Below are 18,467 nucleotides of genomic sequence, written 5' to 3' on the forward strand. Positions count from 1 at the left end.
CATGAGCCAGGTTAAAGAGGTTATCGTCCAGGGATTGTGGAAGAACAACTCCGCGCTGGTACAGCTGCTGGGGATGTGTCCGCTGCTGGCAGTGACATCCACAGCCACCAACGCGCTGGGTCTGGGGCTGGCAACCACGCTGGTTCTCACCCTGACCAATCTGTCCATCTCTGCCCTGCGCCGCTGGACGCCATCGGAAATCCGTATTCCGATTTACGTCATGATCATCGCGTCGGTGGTGAGTATCGTCCAGATGCTGATTAACGCTTATGCGTTCGGTCTGTATCAGTCGCTCGGGATCTTTATTCCCCTCATCGTAACCAACTGTATTGTGGTCGGGCGCGCGGAAGCTTTTGCCGTAAAAAACAGCCCGGCGATGTCGGCTCTGGATGGTTTCTCTATTGGTATGGGGGCAACCGGTGCCATGTTCGTGCTCGGCTCAATGCGTGAGATCCTGGGTAACGGAACGCTGTTTGATGGCGCAGATGCGCTGCTCGGCGGCTGGGCTAAAGCGCTGCGCATCGAAGTCTTCCACACCGATACGCCGTTCCTGATGGCCATGCTGCCGCCAGGCGCGTTTATTGGCCTCGGCATGATGCTGGCGATAAAATACCTGATTGATGAAAAACGTAAGCGCCGCGTGGCTGAGCGCAGCGTACAGGAAGGGATACCCGAGAAGGCCTCATGAATAAAGAAAAGCGCATTGCGATCCTGACCCGTCTGCGGGATGAGAACCCACATCCGACGACGGAGCTGAATTTTAACTCCCCGTTCGAGCTGTTGATCGCCGTGCTGCTCTCTGCGCAGGCTACCGACGTGAGCGTTAATAAGGCGACCGCCCTGCTTTATCCGGTCGCCAACACGCCAAAGGCGATGCTGGAACTGGGCGTGGACGGGGTGAAGTCCTATATCAAAACCATCGGTCTGTTTAACAGCAAGGCTGAGAACGTGATCAAAACCTGCCGGATCCTGCTGGAACAGCACGGGGGTGAAGTGCCGGAAGATCGCGCCGCGCTGGAAGCATTACCCGGCGTGGGACGCAAGACTGCGAATGTGGTACTTAACACCGCGTTTGGCTGGCCGACTATCGCCGTTGATACCCATATTTTCCGCGTCTCTAACCGCACGAACTTCGCACCGGGCAAGAATGTCGAGCAGGTTGAAGAGAAACTGCTAAAAGTGGTTCCCGCCGAATTTAAGGTGGATTGCCATCACTGGCTCATTCTCCATGGCCGTTATACCTGTATTGCCCGTAAGCCTCGCTGTGGCTCCTGTATTATCGAAGATCTCTGCGAGTACAAAGAGAAAGTGTATCCCTGATATCTTCCGCTTTTCGTTTTCTGACGCAACGCCAATTCCTTACCAAGAGAGGGTCTACCAGTAGACCTTCTTTTGACCATAATTTATCCGCCTTCATTACCGCTTCCCTTATCACTTGTTCGAGCCTTTAACGCTCAAACAGGTTAATACTTTTTTCATAGCCAAAAATTTCTATACATATGTGATCAAGATCACCCTGATAACTTCGTGTTGAATTTTTGTTGTTAAAAGCGGCGTAAACCCTTTGCCAGACAAGATCAAACTCATCACGAGCAACACATAAGACCAGCTATTTTTCAGAATATGGGCTATATCACTGCAATAAACCTCAAATAGCAGAACATATCGCCATTGAGGGCAAATTATGGGTGAATGCCAGTCAAAAAAACTCCCTTTACAGATCGTATGAAATTTAACGCTGAATAACATTTGTATGAACCGCCGATTATAGCGGCCCAGTTATATGTAACAGATTATTACAAACGTATTGCCAGACGGTGCAGGATAGTGAACATTACCCGCCGTTTCTCCTCCCAATATAACTATAAGGCGGATGGACTACGGCCATCACGCGATGAACACCCCCGTTAATATGGGATGTAAAAAAAGAGGTATATGTGTCGACTGCAAACAATAAACCAACAGATGAAAGCGTAAGTCTTAACGCTTTTAAACAACCTAAAGCGTTCTATCTCATCTTCTCTATCGAGTTATGGGAGCGTTTTGGTTATTACGGCCTGCAAGGGATCATGGCGGTTTACCTGGTAAAACAGCTGGGTATGTCCGAAGCAGATTCCATTACGCTGTTCTCCTCTTTCAGTGCCCTGGTGTACGGTCTGGTCGCTATCGGCGGCTGGCTGGGTGATAAAGTCCTCGGGACTAAACGTGTCATTATGCTGGGTGCGATTGTCCTGGCCGTTGGCTATGCGCTGGTTGCATGGTCTGGTCACGATGCCGCTGTGGTGTATATGGGTATGGCGACTATCGCCGTCGGTAACGGTCTGTTCAAAGCGAACCCGTCTTCCCTGCTCTCTACCTGTTACAACAAAGATGACCCGCGTCTGGACGGTGCATTCACCATGTACTACATGTCCGTGAACATCGGTTCCTTCTTCTCCATGCTGGCAACCCCGTGGCTGGCCGCTAAATTCGGCTGGAGCGTTGCGTTCTCCCTGTCCGTTGTCGGTATGCTGATCACCGTGGTTAACTTTGCCTTCTGCAAACGCTGGGTAAAAGACTACGGCTCCAAACCAGACTTCGAACCGGTTCACATTGGCAAACTGCTGGCGACCATTGTCGGCGTGGTGATCCTCGCGGCAATCGCAACCTGGCTGCTGCATAACCAGGGCATCGCGCGTGCCGTTCTGGGTGTGGTTGCGCTGGGTATCGTGATCATCTTCGCGAAAGAAGCCTTCGCCATGCAGGGTGCCGCTCGTCGTAAGATGATTGTGGCCTTCATCCTGATGCTGGAAGCGATTATCTTCTTCGTTCTGTACAGCCAGATGCCAACGTCTCTGAACTTCTTCGCTATCCGTAACGTTGAACACTCAATCCTGGGTATCGCGTTCGAGCCGGAACAGTATCAGGCCCTGAACCCGTTCTGGATCATGATTGGTAGCCCGATTCTGGCTGCTATCTATAACAAGATGGGCGACCGTCTGCCGATGCCGCACAAATTTGCTATCGGTATGCTGCTGTGTTCTGGCGCATTCCTGGTACTGCCGCTGGGTACGAAATTTGCGACTGACGCCGGTATCGTCTCCGTTAACTGGCTGATCCTGAGCTACGCGCTGCAGTCTATCGGTGAACTGATGATCTCCGGTCTGGGCCTGGCGATGGTTGCACAACTGGTTCCTCAGCGTCTGATGGGCTTCATCATGGGTAGCTGGTTCCTGACCACTGCGGGTGCCGCTATCATCGCAGGTAAAATTGCAAACCTGATGGCCGTGCCGGATAACGTGACTGACCCACTGGTCTCTCTGAACGTCTACGGTACCGTGTTCATGCAGATTGGTATTGCTACTGCGGTTATCGCGGTTCTGATGATGCTGACTGCGCCGAAGCTGAATCGCATGACTCAGGACGACGACAAGACGGCGAAAGCGACCGAAACCGCTACCGCATAATGTCACTGAGAAACGACTGAACAGAAGCCGCTAATGTATTAGCGGCTTTTTTTTTACCCGTTCGCGCACTAACATAGCTGAAACCTCAGCAAAAAGGAGTTACCGATGAAACTGTTCTACAAACCGGGCGCGTGCTCTCTTGCTTCCCACATTACCCTGCGCGAGAGCGGCAAAGATTTCACGCTGGATGGCGTTGACCTGATGAAAAAACGCCTGGAAAACGGCGATGATTTTTTTGCTATTAACCCGAAGGGACAAGTTCCGGCTCTGCTGCTGGATGACGGTACCCTGCTGACCGAAGGCGTGGCGATTATGCAGTTCCTCGCCGATAGTGTGCCCGACAGGCAATTGCTGGCACCGGTAAGCACGGTTTCTCGCTACAAAACGCTGGAGTGGATGAACTACATTGCGACCGAGCTGCACAAAGGCTTTACGCCGCTGTTCCGTCCGGAGACGCCGGAAGAGTACAAACCGACCGTACGTGCTCAACTGGAGAAAAAACTGCAGTACGTTAACGCATCGCTGAAAGACGATCAGTGGATTGGGGGCGCGCGTTTTACGATTGCCGATGCCTATCTGTTCACCGTGCTGCGCTGGGCGCGGGCCATTAAGCTCAACATGGACGGGCTGGACCACATTGCATCGTACATGGATCGCGTAGCCGCGCGTCCTGCGGTGGCTGCAGCGCTTAAAGCAGAAGGGTTGAACTGACCGGCGCACTGTATTGCCGGGTGGCGCTGTCGCTACCCGGCTGACAGGAACGTGAACCGTTATAACCGGGTCGCGCTGAAGTAATGCTCCGGTTTCGCGATACGATCCTGTGCCGCGACCACCTGCAGTTCATACTCCTGCATCTCTTTTGTCGCCTTCATGATTTCGTACACCGCAGCAGTCACATGCTCAAGCGCATCCCGCAGCGTGGCTCCCTGAAGTAATTTCACCAGCAGCAAACCGCTTGTCACATCACCGACACCCACCGGCTGACGCATGCCGAAGTCCACCAGCGGACGGCTGATATGCCAGGCTTCGTCTTTCGTCACCAGCAGCATCTCAAAACGGTCCCTGCTCAGCCCTGCGCGCGCGAGATGTTTCACCAGGACAATCTCCGGCCCCTGGGCTATTAGCTCGCGAGAGGCGCTTACCGCCTCTTCTACGCTATTCACCGGATGCTCGCAGAGAATTTCCAGCTCAATCAGGTTCGGCGCAATAATATCGCTGGCCGGCAGCGCGTGACGCACATGGAATTCAGCCACGCCGGGGGCCACGATACAGCCTTTCTCCGGATGCCCCATAACAGGATCACAAAAGTATTTCGCCGCCGGGTTTGCCGCTTTCACCTGGCGGACAATGCCCAGGATATGCTCTCCCTGCTCTGCCGAACCGAGATATCCGCTCAGTATCGCATCACAGCGTTTTAGCTGATCGATATTGGCAATGCCCTGCACAATGTCGGTGAGGTGCGAAGGCGGCATCACGCAGCCGGTCCATTGACCGTATTGTGTATGGTTTGAGAACTGCACAGTATTGAGGGGCCAGACGTTGGCACCGAGGCGGCGCATCGGAAATTCCGCGGCGCTGTTGCCAGCATGCCCAAAGACAACGTGGGACTGAATGGCGAGGATGTTCTTCATTTTTACTTACCAAACCCTGAAAAAACAAAAGGGGCGTGGTTTCCCACGCCCCTGGATACTTTTAATTATTTCCAGCAGACCAGACAGTAGTTTTTCTTACCGCGACGCAGAAGCGTGTAGCGGCCATACAGACGATCGCTGTCAGCGAAGGTGTATTCCGGGTCGGCCTGTTTTTCACCGTTAATGGTGATCGCGTTCGAGGCGATGGTTTTACGCGCCTGACCGCGGGATGGCTGCAGCTCGGAGTCCACCAGCGCCTGCATCAGGTCGGCACCTTTTTCCATCTCAACCATCGGCACGCCATCCTGCGCCAGCTGTTCGAAGTCCGCTTCGCTCAGATCGCTCAGCGTCCCGTTGAACAGGCTTGCAGTAATACGTTTTGCCGCGGCCAGACCTTCTTCACCGTGAACCAGTTTGGTCACTTCATCAGCCAGTACGTACTGAGCACGTGGCGCTTTACCGCTGGTTTTGTCTTCTTCTTCCAGAGCATTGATCGCCTCAATGTCCATAAAGGTGAAGAACTTCAGGAAGCGATAAACATCGGCATCCGCCGTGTTAATCCAGAACTGGTAGAATTTGTACGGGCTGGTTTTCTTCGGATCAAGCCATACCGCGCCGCCTTCGGTTTTGCCAAATTTGGTGCCGTCGGCTTTGGTGATCAGTGGAACGGTCAGACCGAAGACCTGGTTCTGGTGCAGACGACGCGTCAGATCGATACCCGACGTGATGTTGCCCCACTGGTCAGAGCCGCCAATCTGCAGGCAGACGCCGTGCAGTTTATTCAGGCAGGCAAAGTCATAACCCTGCAGCAGGTTGTAGGAGAACTCGGTAAAGGAGATGCCCTGGTCGTCACGGTTCAGACGCTGCTTCACCGCTTCTTTGTTAATCATCTGGTTAACGGAGAAGTGTTTGCCAATGTCGCGCAGGAAGGTCAGCACGTTCATGCCGCCAAACCAGTCATAGTTGTTGGCCGCAATCGCAGAGTTGTCACCGCAGTTAAAGTCGAGGAAAGGCGCAACCTGTTTGCGGATCTTATCCACCCACTCCTGCACGGTGTCTTCGGTGTTCAGTTTACGCTCGGCAGCTTTAAAGCTTGGGTCGCCAATCAGACCGGTCGCGCCGCCAACCAGTGCGACAGGCTTGTGGCCCGCCATCTGGAAGCGTTTCAGGCATAACAATGGAACAAGATGCCCCAAATGCAAGCTGTCAGCGGTAGGATCGAAGCCGCAATAGAGCGCGATCGGGCCTTGCGCCAGTCGCTCTGCTAACGCTTCCTCGTCCGTCACCTGAGCCACAAGGCCCCGCTCTTGCAATTGTTTAATCAAGTTACTGCTTGCCATCAAATTCTCCATGTATAAACGACTGCACCTTTGCCGGTACACGACTTTTCGCCTGATGCGAAAGGTACATAGAATAAAGCGCAAGCGCGGCCTGCGCTAGCGCTTAAATCAACAAATTTCGGCGATTACGGTGCCAGCCTGTCGATTTTCCAGCCGCCATTTTCTCGCTGGTATAAAAAGCGGTCATGCAGACGGTGTTCGCCGCCCTGCCAGAATTCCATCTGCTCGATCGGAATGCGGAAGCCCCCCCAGAAACTGGGCAACGGAACTTCGCCCTGCTGGAATTTCTGCTTCAGTTCGAGGAATTTGCTTTCAAGCACGCCACGCGCCGAAATGCGGCTGGACTGTTTTGAGACCCAGGCACCAATCTGGCTGTCACGCGGACGGCTGTGGAAATACTTCACCACTTCCAGCGTGGAGAGACGCTCTGCTTTGCCGGTGACCATCACCTGACGCTCCAGCATATGCCACGGGAACAGCAGGCTGATACGAGGATTGTTTTCTAAATGGTGTGCCTTACGACTGCCCAGGTTGGTGTAAAACACCAGGCCTTTCTCGTCATAATGTTTGAGCAGGACGATACGCTGATACGGTTGACCGTTTTCATCTACCGTTGCAACAACCATTGCCGTTGGGTCGGCGAGTTTCGCTTCGCAGGCCTGTTTCAGCCAGCGTTCAAAAAGCACGAGGGGTTCGGCGGGAAGATCCTGGCGACGCAGGCCGCCTTTGGTGTATTCACGGCGCAGATGCGCAATTTGCTGCAGTTCGTCGTTATCTGACATGGCGTTAGCTGACATTGACATTGGGTGGCGCTATTGTGCGCCGCCCCTGTAAAAATCTCAACGCTTCGGATTTTCGAGCTGGCAATTGTTCAGCACAATACGGTCGCGTTTGTAGACGGTGGCGCTGTCGCCTTTCGACCAGAAGACATAAATTCCGTCCGTGTAGCGTGCGCCGGAGGCAGAAATGCCCTGCTTGAGGGTGAGCAATTTGTTGTCGTAGACAAAACTGGCTTCCTGACGCGGATTGTTCAGCTTAACGGTCAGCGGTTTTTCATCACAGCGATACTCCAGGGTATCGGTCTGCATGCGATCAAGGAACTGGTTGTAGACGCTGCATCCTGACAGCAATAAAGGCGCGGCAATAAGAAGAAGTTTTTTCATGGGCGTATTCCGAAGACTTTCCTGGTCCTGGAGGGCATGGCTGCCCTCCTGTTTCATTCCATTCTAACGACCACACGCCGCGCTGAATTTCAGTTAACTCTGATTATGACGCGGATTCGCCGGGAAAATGGCCCCGAGGACGCTGGCCTCACGTGCGCCAGTCACCGACGGCAAATTGCCCGGAAGCCCGGCAATGGTGCGCCAGGCAAGCCAGGCAAAGGCCAGCGCTTCCATATCATCGCCGCTGATGCCGGCTTCATCGGTGGTCGTCACCTCGGTACCCGGCAATAACCCGGCAAGACGTGCCATCACCAACGGGTTACGGCTGCCACCGCCGCACACCAGCAGGCGTTCGCATCCACCGCTGAGAAGAACCTGTTCCGATATCGAAACCGCCGTTAACTCGGCGAGCGTCGCCTGGACATCCTGCGGTGCAAGCGCCGGGAACTGCGCCAGCTGACGTTCGAGCCAGCCATAGTTGAAATATTCGCGCCCCGTGCTTTTGGGCGCCGGTAGGGCGAAATACGGATCGCTTAGCATGGACTGCAACAGCGGGATGATCACTTTGCCTTCGCTGGCCCACTGCGCGTCTTTATCATACGCCTGACCACGCTGACGCCAGATCCAGGCATCCATCAGCATGTTACCCGGGCCGGTGTCATAGCCGCGTACGGGTTGATCCGGGATAAGCAGAGACAGGTTGGCGATACCGCCAATGTTCAGCACCATCCGGCGCTCTGTCGGATGGGTCAACAATGCCTGATGAAAAGCGGGCACCAGCGGCGCGCCCTGCCCGCCAAGCGCAATATCGCGACGCCGAAAATCACCGACTACGGTCACGCCCGTCTTCGCCACAATCTGGTTATTGTCGCCGATTTGCAGGGTATGCGGTGCGTCGCCGACCGGCTCATGCCAGACCGTTTGTCCGTGACAGCCGATGGCGACGACATCCTGCGGGCGAAGCTTTTCTTTATGCATCAGGGCCAGTACCGCATCGGCAAACAGCGCTCCCAGCCGCACATCAAGTTGACCAAGCTGAGAAAGCGTCAGTTGCTGCCCCTGACAGACACTGAGAATGTCCTCTTTCAGCGCCAGGGGGATAGGCCAGGTCAGGCTCGCCTGCTGTGCCACCATGTTTTCATCAATAGCGGCCAGAACGACGTCTACGCCATCCAGACTGGTACCCGACATCACACCAATGTAGCGACCCGATTTCATGCGCTTTCCTTACGTTGCGTGGGCTAATGCTCTCCACTCAACCATAAACAGCGCCGCTTTGCTATCCGGCGATAATATTTTTTAACAATCTCAGACAGGTGACCTGCCGGGTGCCCGTTTATGTCTCGTTAAGTTAAATTCAAGTACAATTTTCTTATTGTTAGTGCAAAGATATGAACTATGGCCCCTTATGCCATATAATTTAGCCATAACGGATGCCCGCCATCGGGCGTTTTTGGTGAACAGGAGATTCAAATGATTTTACGTGTACTGGGCGTTTCGCTGATCGGTTTAACCCTTGCAGGCTGTGTGAATGACAGTTCACTTTCTGGCGACGTGTACAGCGCTTCTGAAGCCAAACAGGTTCAGAGCGTCACTTACGGTACCGTTGTTAACGCACGCCCTGTACAAATTCAGGGTGGCGATGACAGCAACGTGATGGGTGCCATCGGCGGTGCTGTGCTGGGTGGCTTCCTCGGTAATACCGTAGGCGGTGGCACGGGTCGTTCGCTGGCCACGGCAGCAGGTGCCGTTGCGGGTGGTGTTGCAGGCCAGGGCGTTCAGGGTGCAATGAACAAAAGCCAGGGCGTAGAACTGGAAATCCGTAAAGATGACGGCAGCACCATCATGGTAGTACAGAAACAAGGTAATACCCGTTTCTCTGCTGGCCAGCGCGTTGTTCTGGCGAGCAACGGAAGCCAGGTCACCGTTTCTCCACGCTAATTCAAACTGGATGTGGTCATCAGACCACATCCATTTAACAAATCCATTTAACAAATCCGTTTAGCGAAGCCAGTAAACAAATCTATTTACATATAATATAATTATCAGCAATATATTTACAAAAAACATTCCCGCCATGAATCATTAAGCGCGGTATATCTTGTTCCTGCGCAAAGTATTTACTCTCCACGCCTGTTACTCTCTTTCTTACTTTACATTTTTTAATTTTATTATTCCGTCAAATCCCTATGCTTGCACTACAACGATATTTTAAAAACCCTTATATTACATTCTGTTTTGGATGCATCGTCGTCGTTGGAATATTACAAGGTCTCTTTGTAAAACTGGTCGAATTAGTCCCTTCATTCTCACCGCTGCTATTCCCGACACTTACCATATTTTTGCTGGTATTCCACCTGTTTATTGCCTGCTTCATGGTCATGAAATACTGGTGTGACAGACGGCGGTTGTACCTTATCGCCCTCGCCTCGGCCTTCGCCGGGTCGACGATGCTGATGGCCGGTACCCTGTCCAGCTTCCCGTCATGGCTGGATCTCTATCAGTTCAATGTTGTCGACTATAACGACGCCATGATCTTCTTTATGTTCCGTCATATTCTTATGGCGGTGCTGATAATAGTCTCAGCCTTGCTCTATTCCATTCGGGATTATCCCCTTTCTCGCCCCGCACATATTGCCGTGTTTATCGGTACACTGCTGTTTACGGTTTCTATGGTCGCCCTGGCCTGGTTCTGCTCCAGCCACTCGGCACTGATAACGCTGGATCTGGTAGATAATGAAACCCGGCAATTTATGGTTCTCTGGAGCCAGGTCATAAATATCTTTTTGATTCTTCTCTGGGTTGTGGCATTAGCAACGTTAATGACGATTACCCGGGTGCGGAATCTTTTTTGGGTTGGCGGTAATTTCTTATGTGTCTGTTATGTCCTGACGCTCTCATTACTGTTAGCCGGCGGGCATGCTGAGGACACGTCCTGGTATCACGCTCGCTTATTCGAAACCGTGGCGACGCTGATGATTATTTTTGTCCTGCTGTACGACGTCTTTAACCTGTATCGCGACTCGCACATAAAGTATCAGCAGTCTTATCAGAACTCGATCCGCGACCCGCTGACGCGCCTTTACAACCGCAGTTATTTTTACGACGCCTTAAATCAGGCACTCAGCATCAGCAAAGCCAACCACCCTGTGTCGGTTATCGTCAGCGATCTCGACCGTTTTAAGCGCATCAACGACTGCTACGGCCATCTGCAGGGAGACAAAGTATTGCAGTTTGTCGCCAACCTGCTGATGGATTCCGTCCGCCCGCAGGACATCGCGGCACGTATTGGCGGGGAAGAATTTGTCCTGATGCTGACCAATACTTCGTCGGAAGCAGCGTACCAGGTGGCTGAACGCATACGGCTAAAGCTGAGCAGTTTTGATAAGGTCAGCAGCGGGGGTCAGTTACCTGAATCCATCACGATTAGCATGGGGGTGTTTACCGCCACCTCTCCGACGACGACCGCTGAAGCGTGCGTGGAGAATGCTGACAAGGCGATGTATGAAGCAAAAGAGACCGGGCGTAACCGCGTCGTTGTGTCGAGGTAAAAAAGGCCTTGCTGCTGCAAGGCCTTGTGATGGTGTCAGTCGCGTGACTGCAGCTCATGGATGTTCTGCTCAAGGCGTCCAATGAGGCTGATGAGCAGTTCAAGCTCTGCGGGTGAAACCCCGGAAAGGATTTCGCCGCGCGTTTTGGTGATAACGGCTTCCATTTCAGTAATGATAGGGGCCGCTTTCTCAGTGAGCTTAATCCGCTTAGCGCGACGATCGCTGGCGCAGGTTTGCCGGGAGATGAGTCCTTTCTCTTCCAGTTGGTCAAGCGTACGTACCAGTGATGGTTGCTCAATGCCGATCGCTTTTGCCAGTTGAATTTGTGACTGGTCGGGTGGCAGCTGATGAATGTTATGCAGCGTGACCCAGTGCGTCTGTGTCAATTCCAGAGGTTTCAGGCGATGGTCAATCAGAGCACGCCAGACGCGTACCAACCTTGCCAGATCAGAACCTAATGGCGATTCCAATTTCATCTCCTTATAATTAGCTTGCTAAGTTATTATACTGATTTTAGAATAGTGTGCAGCATTTGTATTGGCAAAACAAATGCAATACTGCATTCATCGAACTTAAAAGGATGACTTACACTGAATTGTGATGTTCCATCAGATTAAGACTCGCCCTCGCGGCATTTTGTTCACTGCAAAGGATCTCTGCCCGTGACGTTTTTTCAAAGCTCCGTGGGACTCCCCCTTCAGGACCTGATTTTCGGTGCGTCAGTCTACTTTCCGCCCTTGTTTAAGGCCGTCCTGGTCGGCTTTATGATTTGGCTCATAGCCCATCGCCTGCTTCGCGACTGGATGTACTCCGGCGAGATTTGGCACCCCATGTTAATGGACCTCTCCCTGTTTGCCCTTTCCGTATGCCTGGGCCTAGCTGTCTTGATTGTGTGGTGAATATGCCCCTGAAAACGCTGAAGTACTTTTCCACGCTGATTGTTCTTGCTCTGGCCCTGGTTGCCGGGTGGTGGCTCTGGAATTTTTATATGCAGTCACCCTGGACACGTGACGGCAAAGTGCGGGCTGAGCAGGTCAGCATTACCCCACAGGTTTCGGGCAGCATTACGACGCTTGTTGTGAAAGATAACCAGTACGTTAAAAAGGGTGACGTGTTATTCCGTATCGACGACACCCCCTATCATATTGCGATCCTTAACGCCCAGGCACAGCTGGCGAAGGCCCAGTCTGATTTAGCAAAAGCCAATAACGAAGCCAATCGCCGCCGGCATTTGTCGCGCAACTACATTTCCGCAGAAGATTTAGATACCGCCAATATCAACGTTAAGGCCATGCAGGCGAGCGTGAACGTCGCGGAGGCTACGCTCAAACAGGCGCAGTGGGAGCTGACACAAACCGTTATTACCGCGCCTGTCGATGGATGGATCACTAACCTGTCAGCCCGCGTGGGGAATTATGCCACCGCCGGGCAACCCGTTTTCGCCCTTGTCGACAGCCACTCGTTCTATGTGGTGGGTTATTTTGAAGAGACCAAGCTTCGCCATATTCGCGAAGGGTCTCCCGCTACCATTACGCTTTACAGCGGCTCGCAGCGGTTACAGGGTCACGTCTCCAGCATTGGCCGCGCCATTTACGATCAGAGTGTTGAAATGGATTCAGGCCTGGTACCGGACATTAAACCGAACGTGCCGTGGGTGCGTCTGGCCCAGCGCGTACCGGTTCGTGTGGAGTTTGACCATTTACCGCAGGCCATAACGCTGGTCTCCGGCACAACCTGCACCGTCGCCATCGGGACCCGTTGATGAACCTGCAGGCCTTCTCCTGGCGAAATACGCCGTGGATGAAAGCGACACGTCCGCAGTGGCGCTATGCGCTGCGTAATGGCATTGCGATGTGTCTGGCGCTGACTGTTGCCTATTACCTCAACCTTGATCAGCCCTACTGGGCAATGACCTCTGCCGCGGTGGTGAGTTTCCCCACCGTCGGCGGGGTGATCAGCAAAAGTCTTGGACGTATTGCCGGCAGCCTGTTGGGTGCCACCGCAGCGTTAATCATTGCAGGTCATACGCTGAACGATCCGTGGCTTTTTTTGTTGAGCATGGCGATATGGCTGGGCTTTTGTACCTGGGCCTGCGCACATTTTACGAATAACGTGGCCTATGCCTTCCAGCTGGCCGGCTATACCGCCGCCATTATCGCCTTTCCGGTGGTGAATGTGCTCGATACCACCGAGCTGTGGGACATCGCACAGGCGCGCGTCTGTGAAGTGATTGTCGGTATTCTGAGCGGCGGTTTCATGATGATGATACTGCCGAGCACCTCCGATGGCACCGCGCTTATTACTGCCCTGAAGACCATGCATACTCGTTTACTGGAGCACGCAAGCCTGCTCTGGCAGCCGGATACCAACGACGACATCCGTCTTGCGCACGAAAAGGTGATCGGCCAGATCCTGACCATGAATCTGTTACGCATTCAGGCCTTCTGGAGCCACTATCGCTTTCGTCGTCAGAACACCCTGCTGAACTATCTGTTGCATCAGCAGCTGCGTATGACCAGTTCAATCTCCAGCCTGCGCCGGATGCTGCTCAACTGGCCCACGCCCCCTGCACATACGCGCGCCGTAATTGAAACGCTGCTCGCGGCGCTTGCACGCCCGGATGCCGACATCTACACCGTCGCGAAGATTATCGCCCCGCTCGCGCCAGTAGATGAGTACGATTACCGTCACCGCGCCTTCTGGCAGCGTCTCAACTATTTTTGCCGGTTGTATCTGCGCAGCAGCCGCTGGATTAACGCCGTGGAAAATGCCACCCCGGTCACCGAGTTCGCTGTCCCCGGTAGCCCGGCGCTGGCACGACACACAGACTCGATGGAGGCACTGTGGAGCGGTTTTCGTACCTTTTGCGCGCTCACGCTGGTCGGCGCGTGGAGTATCACCACCCAGTGGGAGTCAGGCCCTGCGGCCCTGACGCTTGCTGCTATCAGCTGCGTGCTGTACTCCGTCGCCGCGTCACCGTTCAACTCCCTCACGCTGCTGCTGCGCACCCTGGTGCTGCTTTCGCTGTTTAGTTTTGCCGTGAAGTTTGGGTTGATGGTGCAGATAAGCGACCTGTGGCAGTTCCTTCTGTTCCTGTTCCCGCTGTTAACCACCATGCAGCTGCTGAAGCTGCAAATGCCCAAACTCGCGGGGCTGTGGGGACAGCTGATTGTATTTATGGGCTCGTTTATCTCCGTCACTAACCCGCCGGTTTATGACTACGCCGATTTTCTCAATGACAATCTGGCGAAGATCCTTGGCGTTGGGCTGGCGTGGCTGGCATTTGCGGTGTTACGTCCGGGTTCAGATGCGCGCAAGAGTCGCCGGCATATCCGCGAGTTACGCAGAGGTTTTGTCGACCAGTTGAGTCGAAAACCGCATTTACGTGAAAGTGAGTACGAATCGCTGGTCTATCACTATGTCAGCCAGCTCAATAACAGCCAGGACTCTCTTTCGCGCCGCTGGCTGTTGCGCTGGGGCGTGGTGCTGTTGAACTGCTCTCACGTGGTCTGGCAACTTAGGGCATGGGAAACACGGTCCGACCCGCTGTCGCAGGTTCGTGATGTCTGCATCACCCTGCTACGCGATGTCATGAGCGAACGCGGTGTCCAGCAGCGTCCACTGGAAACCACGCTTGCTGAACTTCAGCGAATTTGCGATACCCTTGCGCACCACCACTCGCCTGCAGCACGAGATTTAGCCTCGATAATCTGGCGCCTGCACTGCTCACTGTCGCAGCTGGAACAGGCACCGGCTCCGGGTACAATTGGGGATCACATCACCCCGCAGGCATAGCGAGCCCCGCCACCGCCAAGCGGTTTTGGCTGATCGGACATATTGTCGCCGCCGACATGGATCATCAGCGCCTTGCCTTTCACTTCATCCAGCTTTTTCAGCCGCGGCGCGACGACGGGATCCGTGGCTTTGCCGTCGTTATTCACCACCAGCACCGGCAAATCGCCCAGATGTCCCATGCCGTCAGGACCTTCATGCTTACCGGTATGTTGTGGGTCGAGGTGGCCGCCTGCCGCCTCCGCAGCCGAGGCTTTACCCTCTTTTAATGCGGGCTGACAGCTACCGTTAGCATGGACATGGAAACCATGTTCGCCAGGAGGAAGGGCTTTGAGATTGGGCGCGAATTCCAGTCCCTTGTCGGTTTCAGTGATTTTCACCGTGCCGATGGACTGACCTACACCCTGAGAGGTGACGAGATTCATTTCCACTTCATCACTGGCCGCCTGCGCACCTGCACAGACCACCAGCGTGACGAGAGCCAGAGTAAAACGCTTCATATGACCTCCACGGGTTGTTTTTTGCCCCTTAAGTTTATACCAGGGGCAAAGATTTCACCGGAAAGTCACGTTTTACCGGTTACGGGACGTCGTAACCCAGCGCCGCTTTGCGGATGCGGAACCACTGCTGACGGGTCATCTGCAACTCTTCCGCGGCAATGGCGGCGCGTACGCGTTCAATTTTGCCCGAGCCAATGATCGGCAGTGGTTTTGATGGCAGACGCAGGATCCACGCGTACACCACCTGTTCGATGCTTCCGGCATTCAGTTCGCGGGCAATGGTCTCAAGCTCAGTGCGCAGCGGCTGGAATTCATCATCATTAAACAGACGTCCGCCGCCCAGACACGACCACGCCATCGGTCGGATACGCAATTGCTGAAGCTGATCGAGCGTGCCATCCAGCAGCAGCGGCTGATGAACCGGAGAAATTTCAACCTGGTTGGTGGCCAGGGTAAACGGCAGACGAGACTGCAGCAGCGCAAACTGTGCAGGGGTAAAGTTTGATACGCCGAAATGACGCACTTTGCCGCTTTGATGCAGATTCAGAAACGCTTCGGCCACCTCATCGGCATCCATCAACGGATCGGGGCGGTGGATCAGTAGCAGATCGATATGATCGGTCGCCAGGTTAACCAGCGACTGTTCGGCGCTCTTAATGATGTGCGCGCTGTCGGTAATGTAATGGCCGAGAGCATGTTCCGGTTTTGCCGTCGTGGCAATCCCGCATTTGGTGACGATCTCCATGCGTTCGCGTAACGCAGGAACCAGTTTGAGTGCCTCGCCGAACGCGGCTTCACACTGATAGCCACCGTAAATATCAGCGTGATCGACCGTGGTGATCCCTAAGTCGAGATGCTCTTCAATAAAGCTTGCCAGCTGGAGGGGGGACATATTCCAGTCCATAAGGCGCCAGTAGCCCATCACAAAGCGGGAGAATTCTGGCCCCTGGGGGGCAAGGGTAATTCGCTGAACCATAACATTTTCCTCAAGGACGTGATGTCATGAGTATACGCAATTACCGTGTTAAAACAGTGAAGGTTGCTGGGGTTCTTCGGTGTCACCGGCTTTGTTTGCGCGTATTTTGCGCAGAAGTCGCTGTCGACAGAGACGGAGCACCTCCTGTTTCTGCGTGTCGCTGAAGTGTTGCCAGTTAAAACGCTCATCGCGCGTGCGCATGCAGCCACGGCAATATCCGCGTTCATCCACCTGACAAATACCCCGGCACGGGCTCTGGATGGGGAAAAACTCCAGTTGCTCTGCCACACTCACCTCCCGATAACGACTATCACCTACAGTGAAGACGCTAAACGTCCCGCGTGCAAGGGCTTTACCACAGTTTTGTGGCATTAAGGTTTCACTAATCTTCGTTCTCTATACTCGCCCCATCATTAAAATTGCAGGTTTTCTGATCGATGTGGCTAATCAAAAAGTTACAATGTAACGATATAAAATTTACTCTGGGCTGTGCACTTTTCTTTACCGTATTAAACGCGCTGTTTATTCAGCGTAGCTGGGCAATTATCGCGCCCGCGCATATCCATGACGTCCTCTTTGCCGCGTCCGTTCCACTCGTGCTGTTTTGCGGCTGGGTCATTGTTTTTAGTCTGCTTAATATCCCGTTTATCCGTAAGCCGCTGCTGATTGTCTTGACCGTCGGATGCGCCGCCGCGACCTACTTTATGTATACCTACGGCGCGGTTATCGATCAGAACATGATTGTTAACGTGTTCGAAACCAACTCTCAGGAAGCCACCGCCCTGGTGACGCCGCAGATGATCCTGTGGATTGTCGTTGCCGGTCTTGTTCCGTCCGTGGTGCTGGCCATGATCCGCATTCGCACCGGGAAATGGTGGTACGCCCTGCTGACCCGTTTTGCCGCAATGCTCGGCGCCCTGCTGGTTATCATCCTCATCGCCGCCCTGTTTTATAAAGACTACGCGTCGCTGTTTCGCAATAACAAAAGCATCGTCAAAATGGTGACCCCCGCAAACTATGTCAGCGCGATGGTCAAATACAGCAAAATGCGCTGGTTTGCAGGCGATCAAACACTGGTCCGGATCGGTGAAGATGCCCATAAAGGGCCGCTGATTGCAGGCCAACAAAAGAAAACCGTTCTGGTGCTGGTCATCGGCGAAGCGTCACGTGCCGCGAACTACTCGTTGAATGGCTACGGGCGTGAAACAAACCCCGAGCTGAAAAAGCAGGATGTGATTAACTTCCCGCAGGCCTCCTCCTGCGGCACCGAAACGGCCGTTTCCGTGCCCTGCATGTTCTCCGGTATGACGCGCAGTAAATACGATGCCGATCTGGCCCATCACCAGGAAGGGTTGCTGGACGTGCTCGCCCATGCGGGGATCAATATGCTGTGGCGTGACAATGATGGCGGTTGTAAAGGCGCCTGCGATCGCGTTCCCCATACCGACATGACCCAGTGGAAACTCGATCAGTTCTGCAAAGACAACTCCTGCATTGACGATGTGAACTTCACCCGTCTGGACAATGTTCTGGATGGCCTGAAGCAGGACTCCGTACTGGTCATCCACCTGATGGGCAGCCACGGCCCGGCATACTATCGCCGTTATCCGGATAATTTCCGCAAATTTACGCCAACCTGCGATACCAATGAAATTCAGGATTGCGATCACCAGGCGCTGATGAATACCTATGACAACACCATCCTGTATACCGACAGCATGGTCAGCAAAACCATCGATGCCCTGAAAGCGCGTCAGGCGAGCATGAATACCGCCCTGATTTATCTTTCGGATCACGGGGAGTCGCTGGGCGAAAGCGGGATTTATCTGCACGGCACGCCGTATCTGCTGGCACCAGAGCAACAAACGCACATTCCGTTTATGTTCTGGTTATCACCAGACTATGCGAAAAATTTCGGCGTCAACGCGCAGTGTTTACGTGACTATGCAGCAAAAAATGCGGTTTCGCAGGACAATTTGTTCTCTACCGTATTGGGTATGATGGACATTAAATCAAAGGTTTATCAACAGCAGCTGGATATTCTGAACGCATGTCGCCACTGAACACG

Annotated in this window: 19 protein-coding genes; 10 read left to right on the forward strand and 9 right to left on the reverse strand. The window is 53.7% G+C overall.

Annotation, left to right across the window (positions count from 1 at the left end):
- Position 1: 1 nt before the first annotated feature.
- From F8561_RS14985 to gstA, 4 genes are all read left to right on the forward strand, one after another.
- Positions 2–688, forward strand: a complete 687-nt coding sequence (locus F8561_RS14985) for an electron transport complex subunit E (protein WP_151887654.1) — start codon at positions 2–4, stop codon at positions 686–688.
- On the forward strand, positions 685–1,320 hold the full coding sequence (gene nth / locus F8561_RS14990) for an endonuclease III (RefSeq protein ID WP_014169797.1): 636 nt from the start codon (positions 685–687) through the stop codon (positions 1,318–1,320). Before F8561_RS14985 ends, nth begins: the two co-directional genes overlap by 4 nt.
- A 617-nt stretch (positions 1,321–1,937) precedes the next feature.
- Positions 1,938–3,446, forward strand: coding sequence for a dipeptide/tripeptide permease DtpA (dtpA, locus tag F8561_RS14995; RefSeq protein WP_014169796.1), 1,509 nt, complete (start codon positions 1,938–1,940; stop codon positions 3,444–3,446).
- Between the two features lie 105 nt (positions 3,447–3,551).
- Complete coding sequence (gstA, locus tag F8561_RS15000; RefSeq protein ID WP_014169795.1) at positions 3,552–4,157, forward strand: glutathione transferase GstA; 606 nt, start codon at positions 3,552–3,554, stop codon at positions 4,155–4,157.
- Positions 4,158–4,216: 59 nt separating this feature from the next.
- Here the strand turns inward: gstA and pdxY are convergent, their stop codons facing one another.
- The 5 genes from pdxY to anmK all read right to left on the reverse strand — a co-directional run bounded on the left by pdxY (position 4,217) and on the right by anmK (position 8,798).
- Positions 4,217–5,077, reverse strand: coding sequence for a pyridoxal kinase PdxY (gene pdxY / locus F8561_RS15005; protein WP_014169794.1), 861 nt, complete (start codon positions 5,075–5,077; stop codon positions 4,217–4,219).
- Positions 5,078–5,142: 65 nt separating this feature from the next.
- Positions 5,143–6,417, reverse strand: coding sequence for a tyrosine--tRNA ligase (gene tyrS / locus F8561_RS15010; RefSeq protein WP_025204348.1), 1,275 nt, complete (start codon positions 6,415–6,417; stop codon positions 5,143–5,145).
- A 125-nt stretch (positions 6,418–6,542) separates the two neighbouring features.
- Positions 6,543–7,199, reverse strand: coding sequence for a pyridoxamine 5'-phosphate oxidase (gene pdxH / locus F8561_RS15015; RefSeq protein WP_025204349.1), 657 nt, complete (start codon positions 7,197–7,199; stop codon positions 6,543–6,545).
- A 57-nt stretch (positions 7,200–7,256) separates the two neighbouring features.
- On the reverse strand, positions 7,257–7,580 hold the full coding sequence (gene mliC / locus F8561_RS15020; RefSeq protein ID WP_020884329.1) for a C-type lysozyme inhibitor: 324 nt from the start codon (positions 7,578–7,580) through the stop codon (positions 7,257–7,259).
- Positions 7,581–7,673: 93 nt separating this feature from the next.
- Positions 7,674–8,798, reverse strand: a complete 1,125-nt coding sequence (gene anmK / locus F8561_RS15025; RefSeq protein ID WP_020884330.1) for an anhydro-N-acetylmuramic acid kinase — start codon at positions 8,796–8,798, stop codon at positions 7,674–7,676.
- Positions 8,799–9,053: 255 nt separating this feature from the next.
- On the opposite strand from anmK, the gene slyB reads away from it, so the two are divergent.
- The gene (gene slyB, locus F8561_RS15030; protein WP_014169789.1) at positions 9,054–9,521 is read left to right on the forward strand and encodes an outer membrane lipoprotein SlyB; all 468 of its coding nucleotides are present in this window, start codon (positions 9,054–9,056) and stop codon (positions 9,519–9,521) included.
- A 248-nt stretch (positions 9,522–9,769) separates the two neighbouring features.
- Positions 9,770–11,131 carry a GGDEF domain-containing protein gene (locus tag F8561_RS15035; RefSeq protein ID WP_063156066.1) on the forward strand — a complete coding sequence of 454 codons (1,362 nt, stop codon included), beginning with the start codon at positions 9,770–9,772 and terminating at the stop codon, positions 11,129–11,131.
- 35 nt (positions 11,132–11,166) lie between these two features.
- On the opposite strand, the gene slyA is transcribed toward F8561_RS15035, so the two are convergent.
- Positions 11,167–11,607 carry a transcriptional regulator SlyA gene (gene slyA / locus F8561_RS15040; protein ID WP_014169785.1) on the reverse strand — a complete coding sequence of 147 codons (441 nt, stop codon included), beginning with the start codon at positions 11,605–11,607 and terminating at the stop codon, positions 11,167–11,169.
- Between the two features lie 186 nt (positions 11,608–11,793).
- Between slyA and F8561_RS15045 the strand changes: the two genes are divergently transcribed.
- From F8561_RS15045 to F8561_RS15055, 3 genes are read left to right on the forward strand one after another with little or no spacing between them, the layout of a single operon-like run.
- Positions 11,794–12,030 carry a DUF1656 domain-containing protein gene (locus F8561_RS15045; protein ID WP_020884333.1) on the forward strand — a complete coding sequence of 79 codons (237 nt, stop codon included), beginning with the start codon at positions 11,794–11,796 and terminating at the stop codon, positions 12,028–12,030.
- Between the two features lie 2 nt (positions 12,031–12,032).
- Positions 12,033–12,893 (forward strand): HlyD family secretion protein, encoded by an 861-nt coding sequence (locus F8561_RS15050; RefSeq protein ID WP_041162561.1) that lies wholly within the window; start codon positions 12,033–12,035, stop codon positions 12,891–12,893.
- Positions 12,893–14,926: an FUSC family protein gene (locus tag F8561_RS15055; RefSeq protein ID WP_047366454.1), complete on the forward strand. Its 2,034-nt coding sequence runs from the start codon at positions 12,893–12,895 to the stop codon at positions 14,924–14,926. Before F8561_RS15050 ends, F8561_RS15055 begins: the two co-directional genes overlap by 1 nt.
- Here F8561_RS15055 and sodC read toward each other — a convergent pair.
- From sodC to F8561_RS15070, 3 genes are all read right to left on the reverse strand, one after another.
- A complete protein-coding gene (gene sodC / locus F8561_RS15060) occupies positions 14,905–15,423 on the reverse strand; it encodes a superoxide dismutase [Cu-Zn] SodC (protein WP_020884336.1) in 519 nt (172 codons plus the stop codon). The genes F8561_RS15055 and sodC overlap by 22 nt on opposite strands.
- A 79-nt stretch (positions 15,424–15,502) precedes the next feature.
- Positions 15,503–16,399, reverse strand: coding sequence for an aldo/keto reductase (locus F8561_RS15065; protein ID WP_014169781.1), 897 nt, complete (start codon positions 16,397–16,399; stop codon positions 15,503–15,505).
- Positions 16,400–16,447: 48 nt separating this feature from the next.
- Positions 16,448–16,687: a DUF1289 domain-containing protein gene (locus tag F8561_RS15070; RefSeq protein WP_020884337.1), complete on the reverse strand. Its 240-nt coding sequence runs from the start codon at positions 16,685–16,687 to the stop codon at positions 16,448–16,450.
- Between the two features lie 149 nt (positions 16,688–16,836).
- On the opposite strand from F8561_RS15070, the gene eptA reads away from it, so the two are divergent.
- On the forward strand, positions 16,837–18,462 hold the full coding sequence (gene eptA, locus F8561_RS15075) for a phosphoethanolamine transferase EptA (RefSeq protein WP_049022035.1): 1,626 nt from the start codon (positions 16,837–16,839) through the stop codon (positions 18,460–18,462).
- Positions 18,463–18,467: the final 5 nt, after the last annotated feature.

Source organism: Enterobacter sp. 198 (assembly GCF_009025585.1).
GTDB lineage: Bacteria > Pseudomonadota > Gammaproteobacteria > Enterobacterales > Enterobacteriaceae > Enterobacter > Enterobacter ludwigii.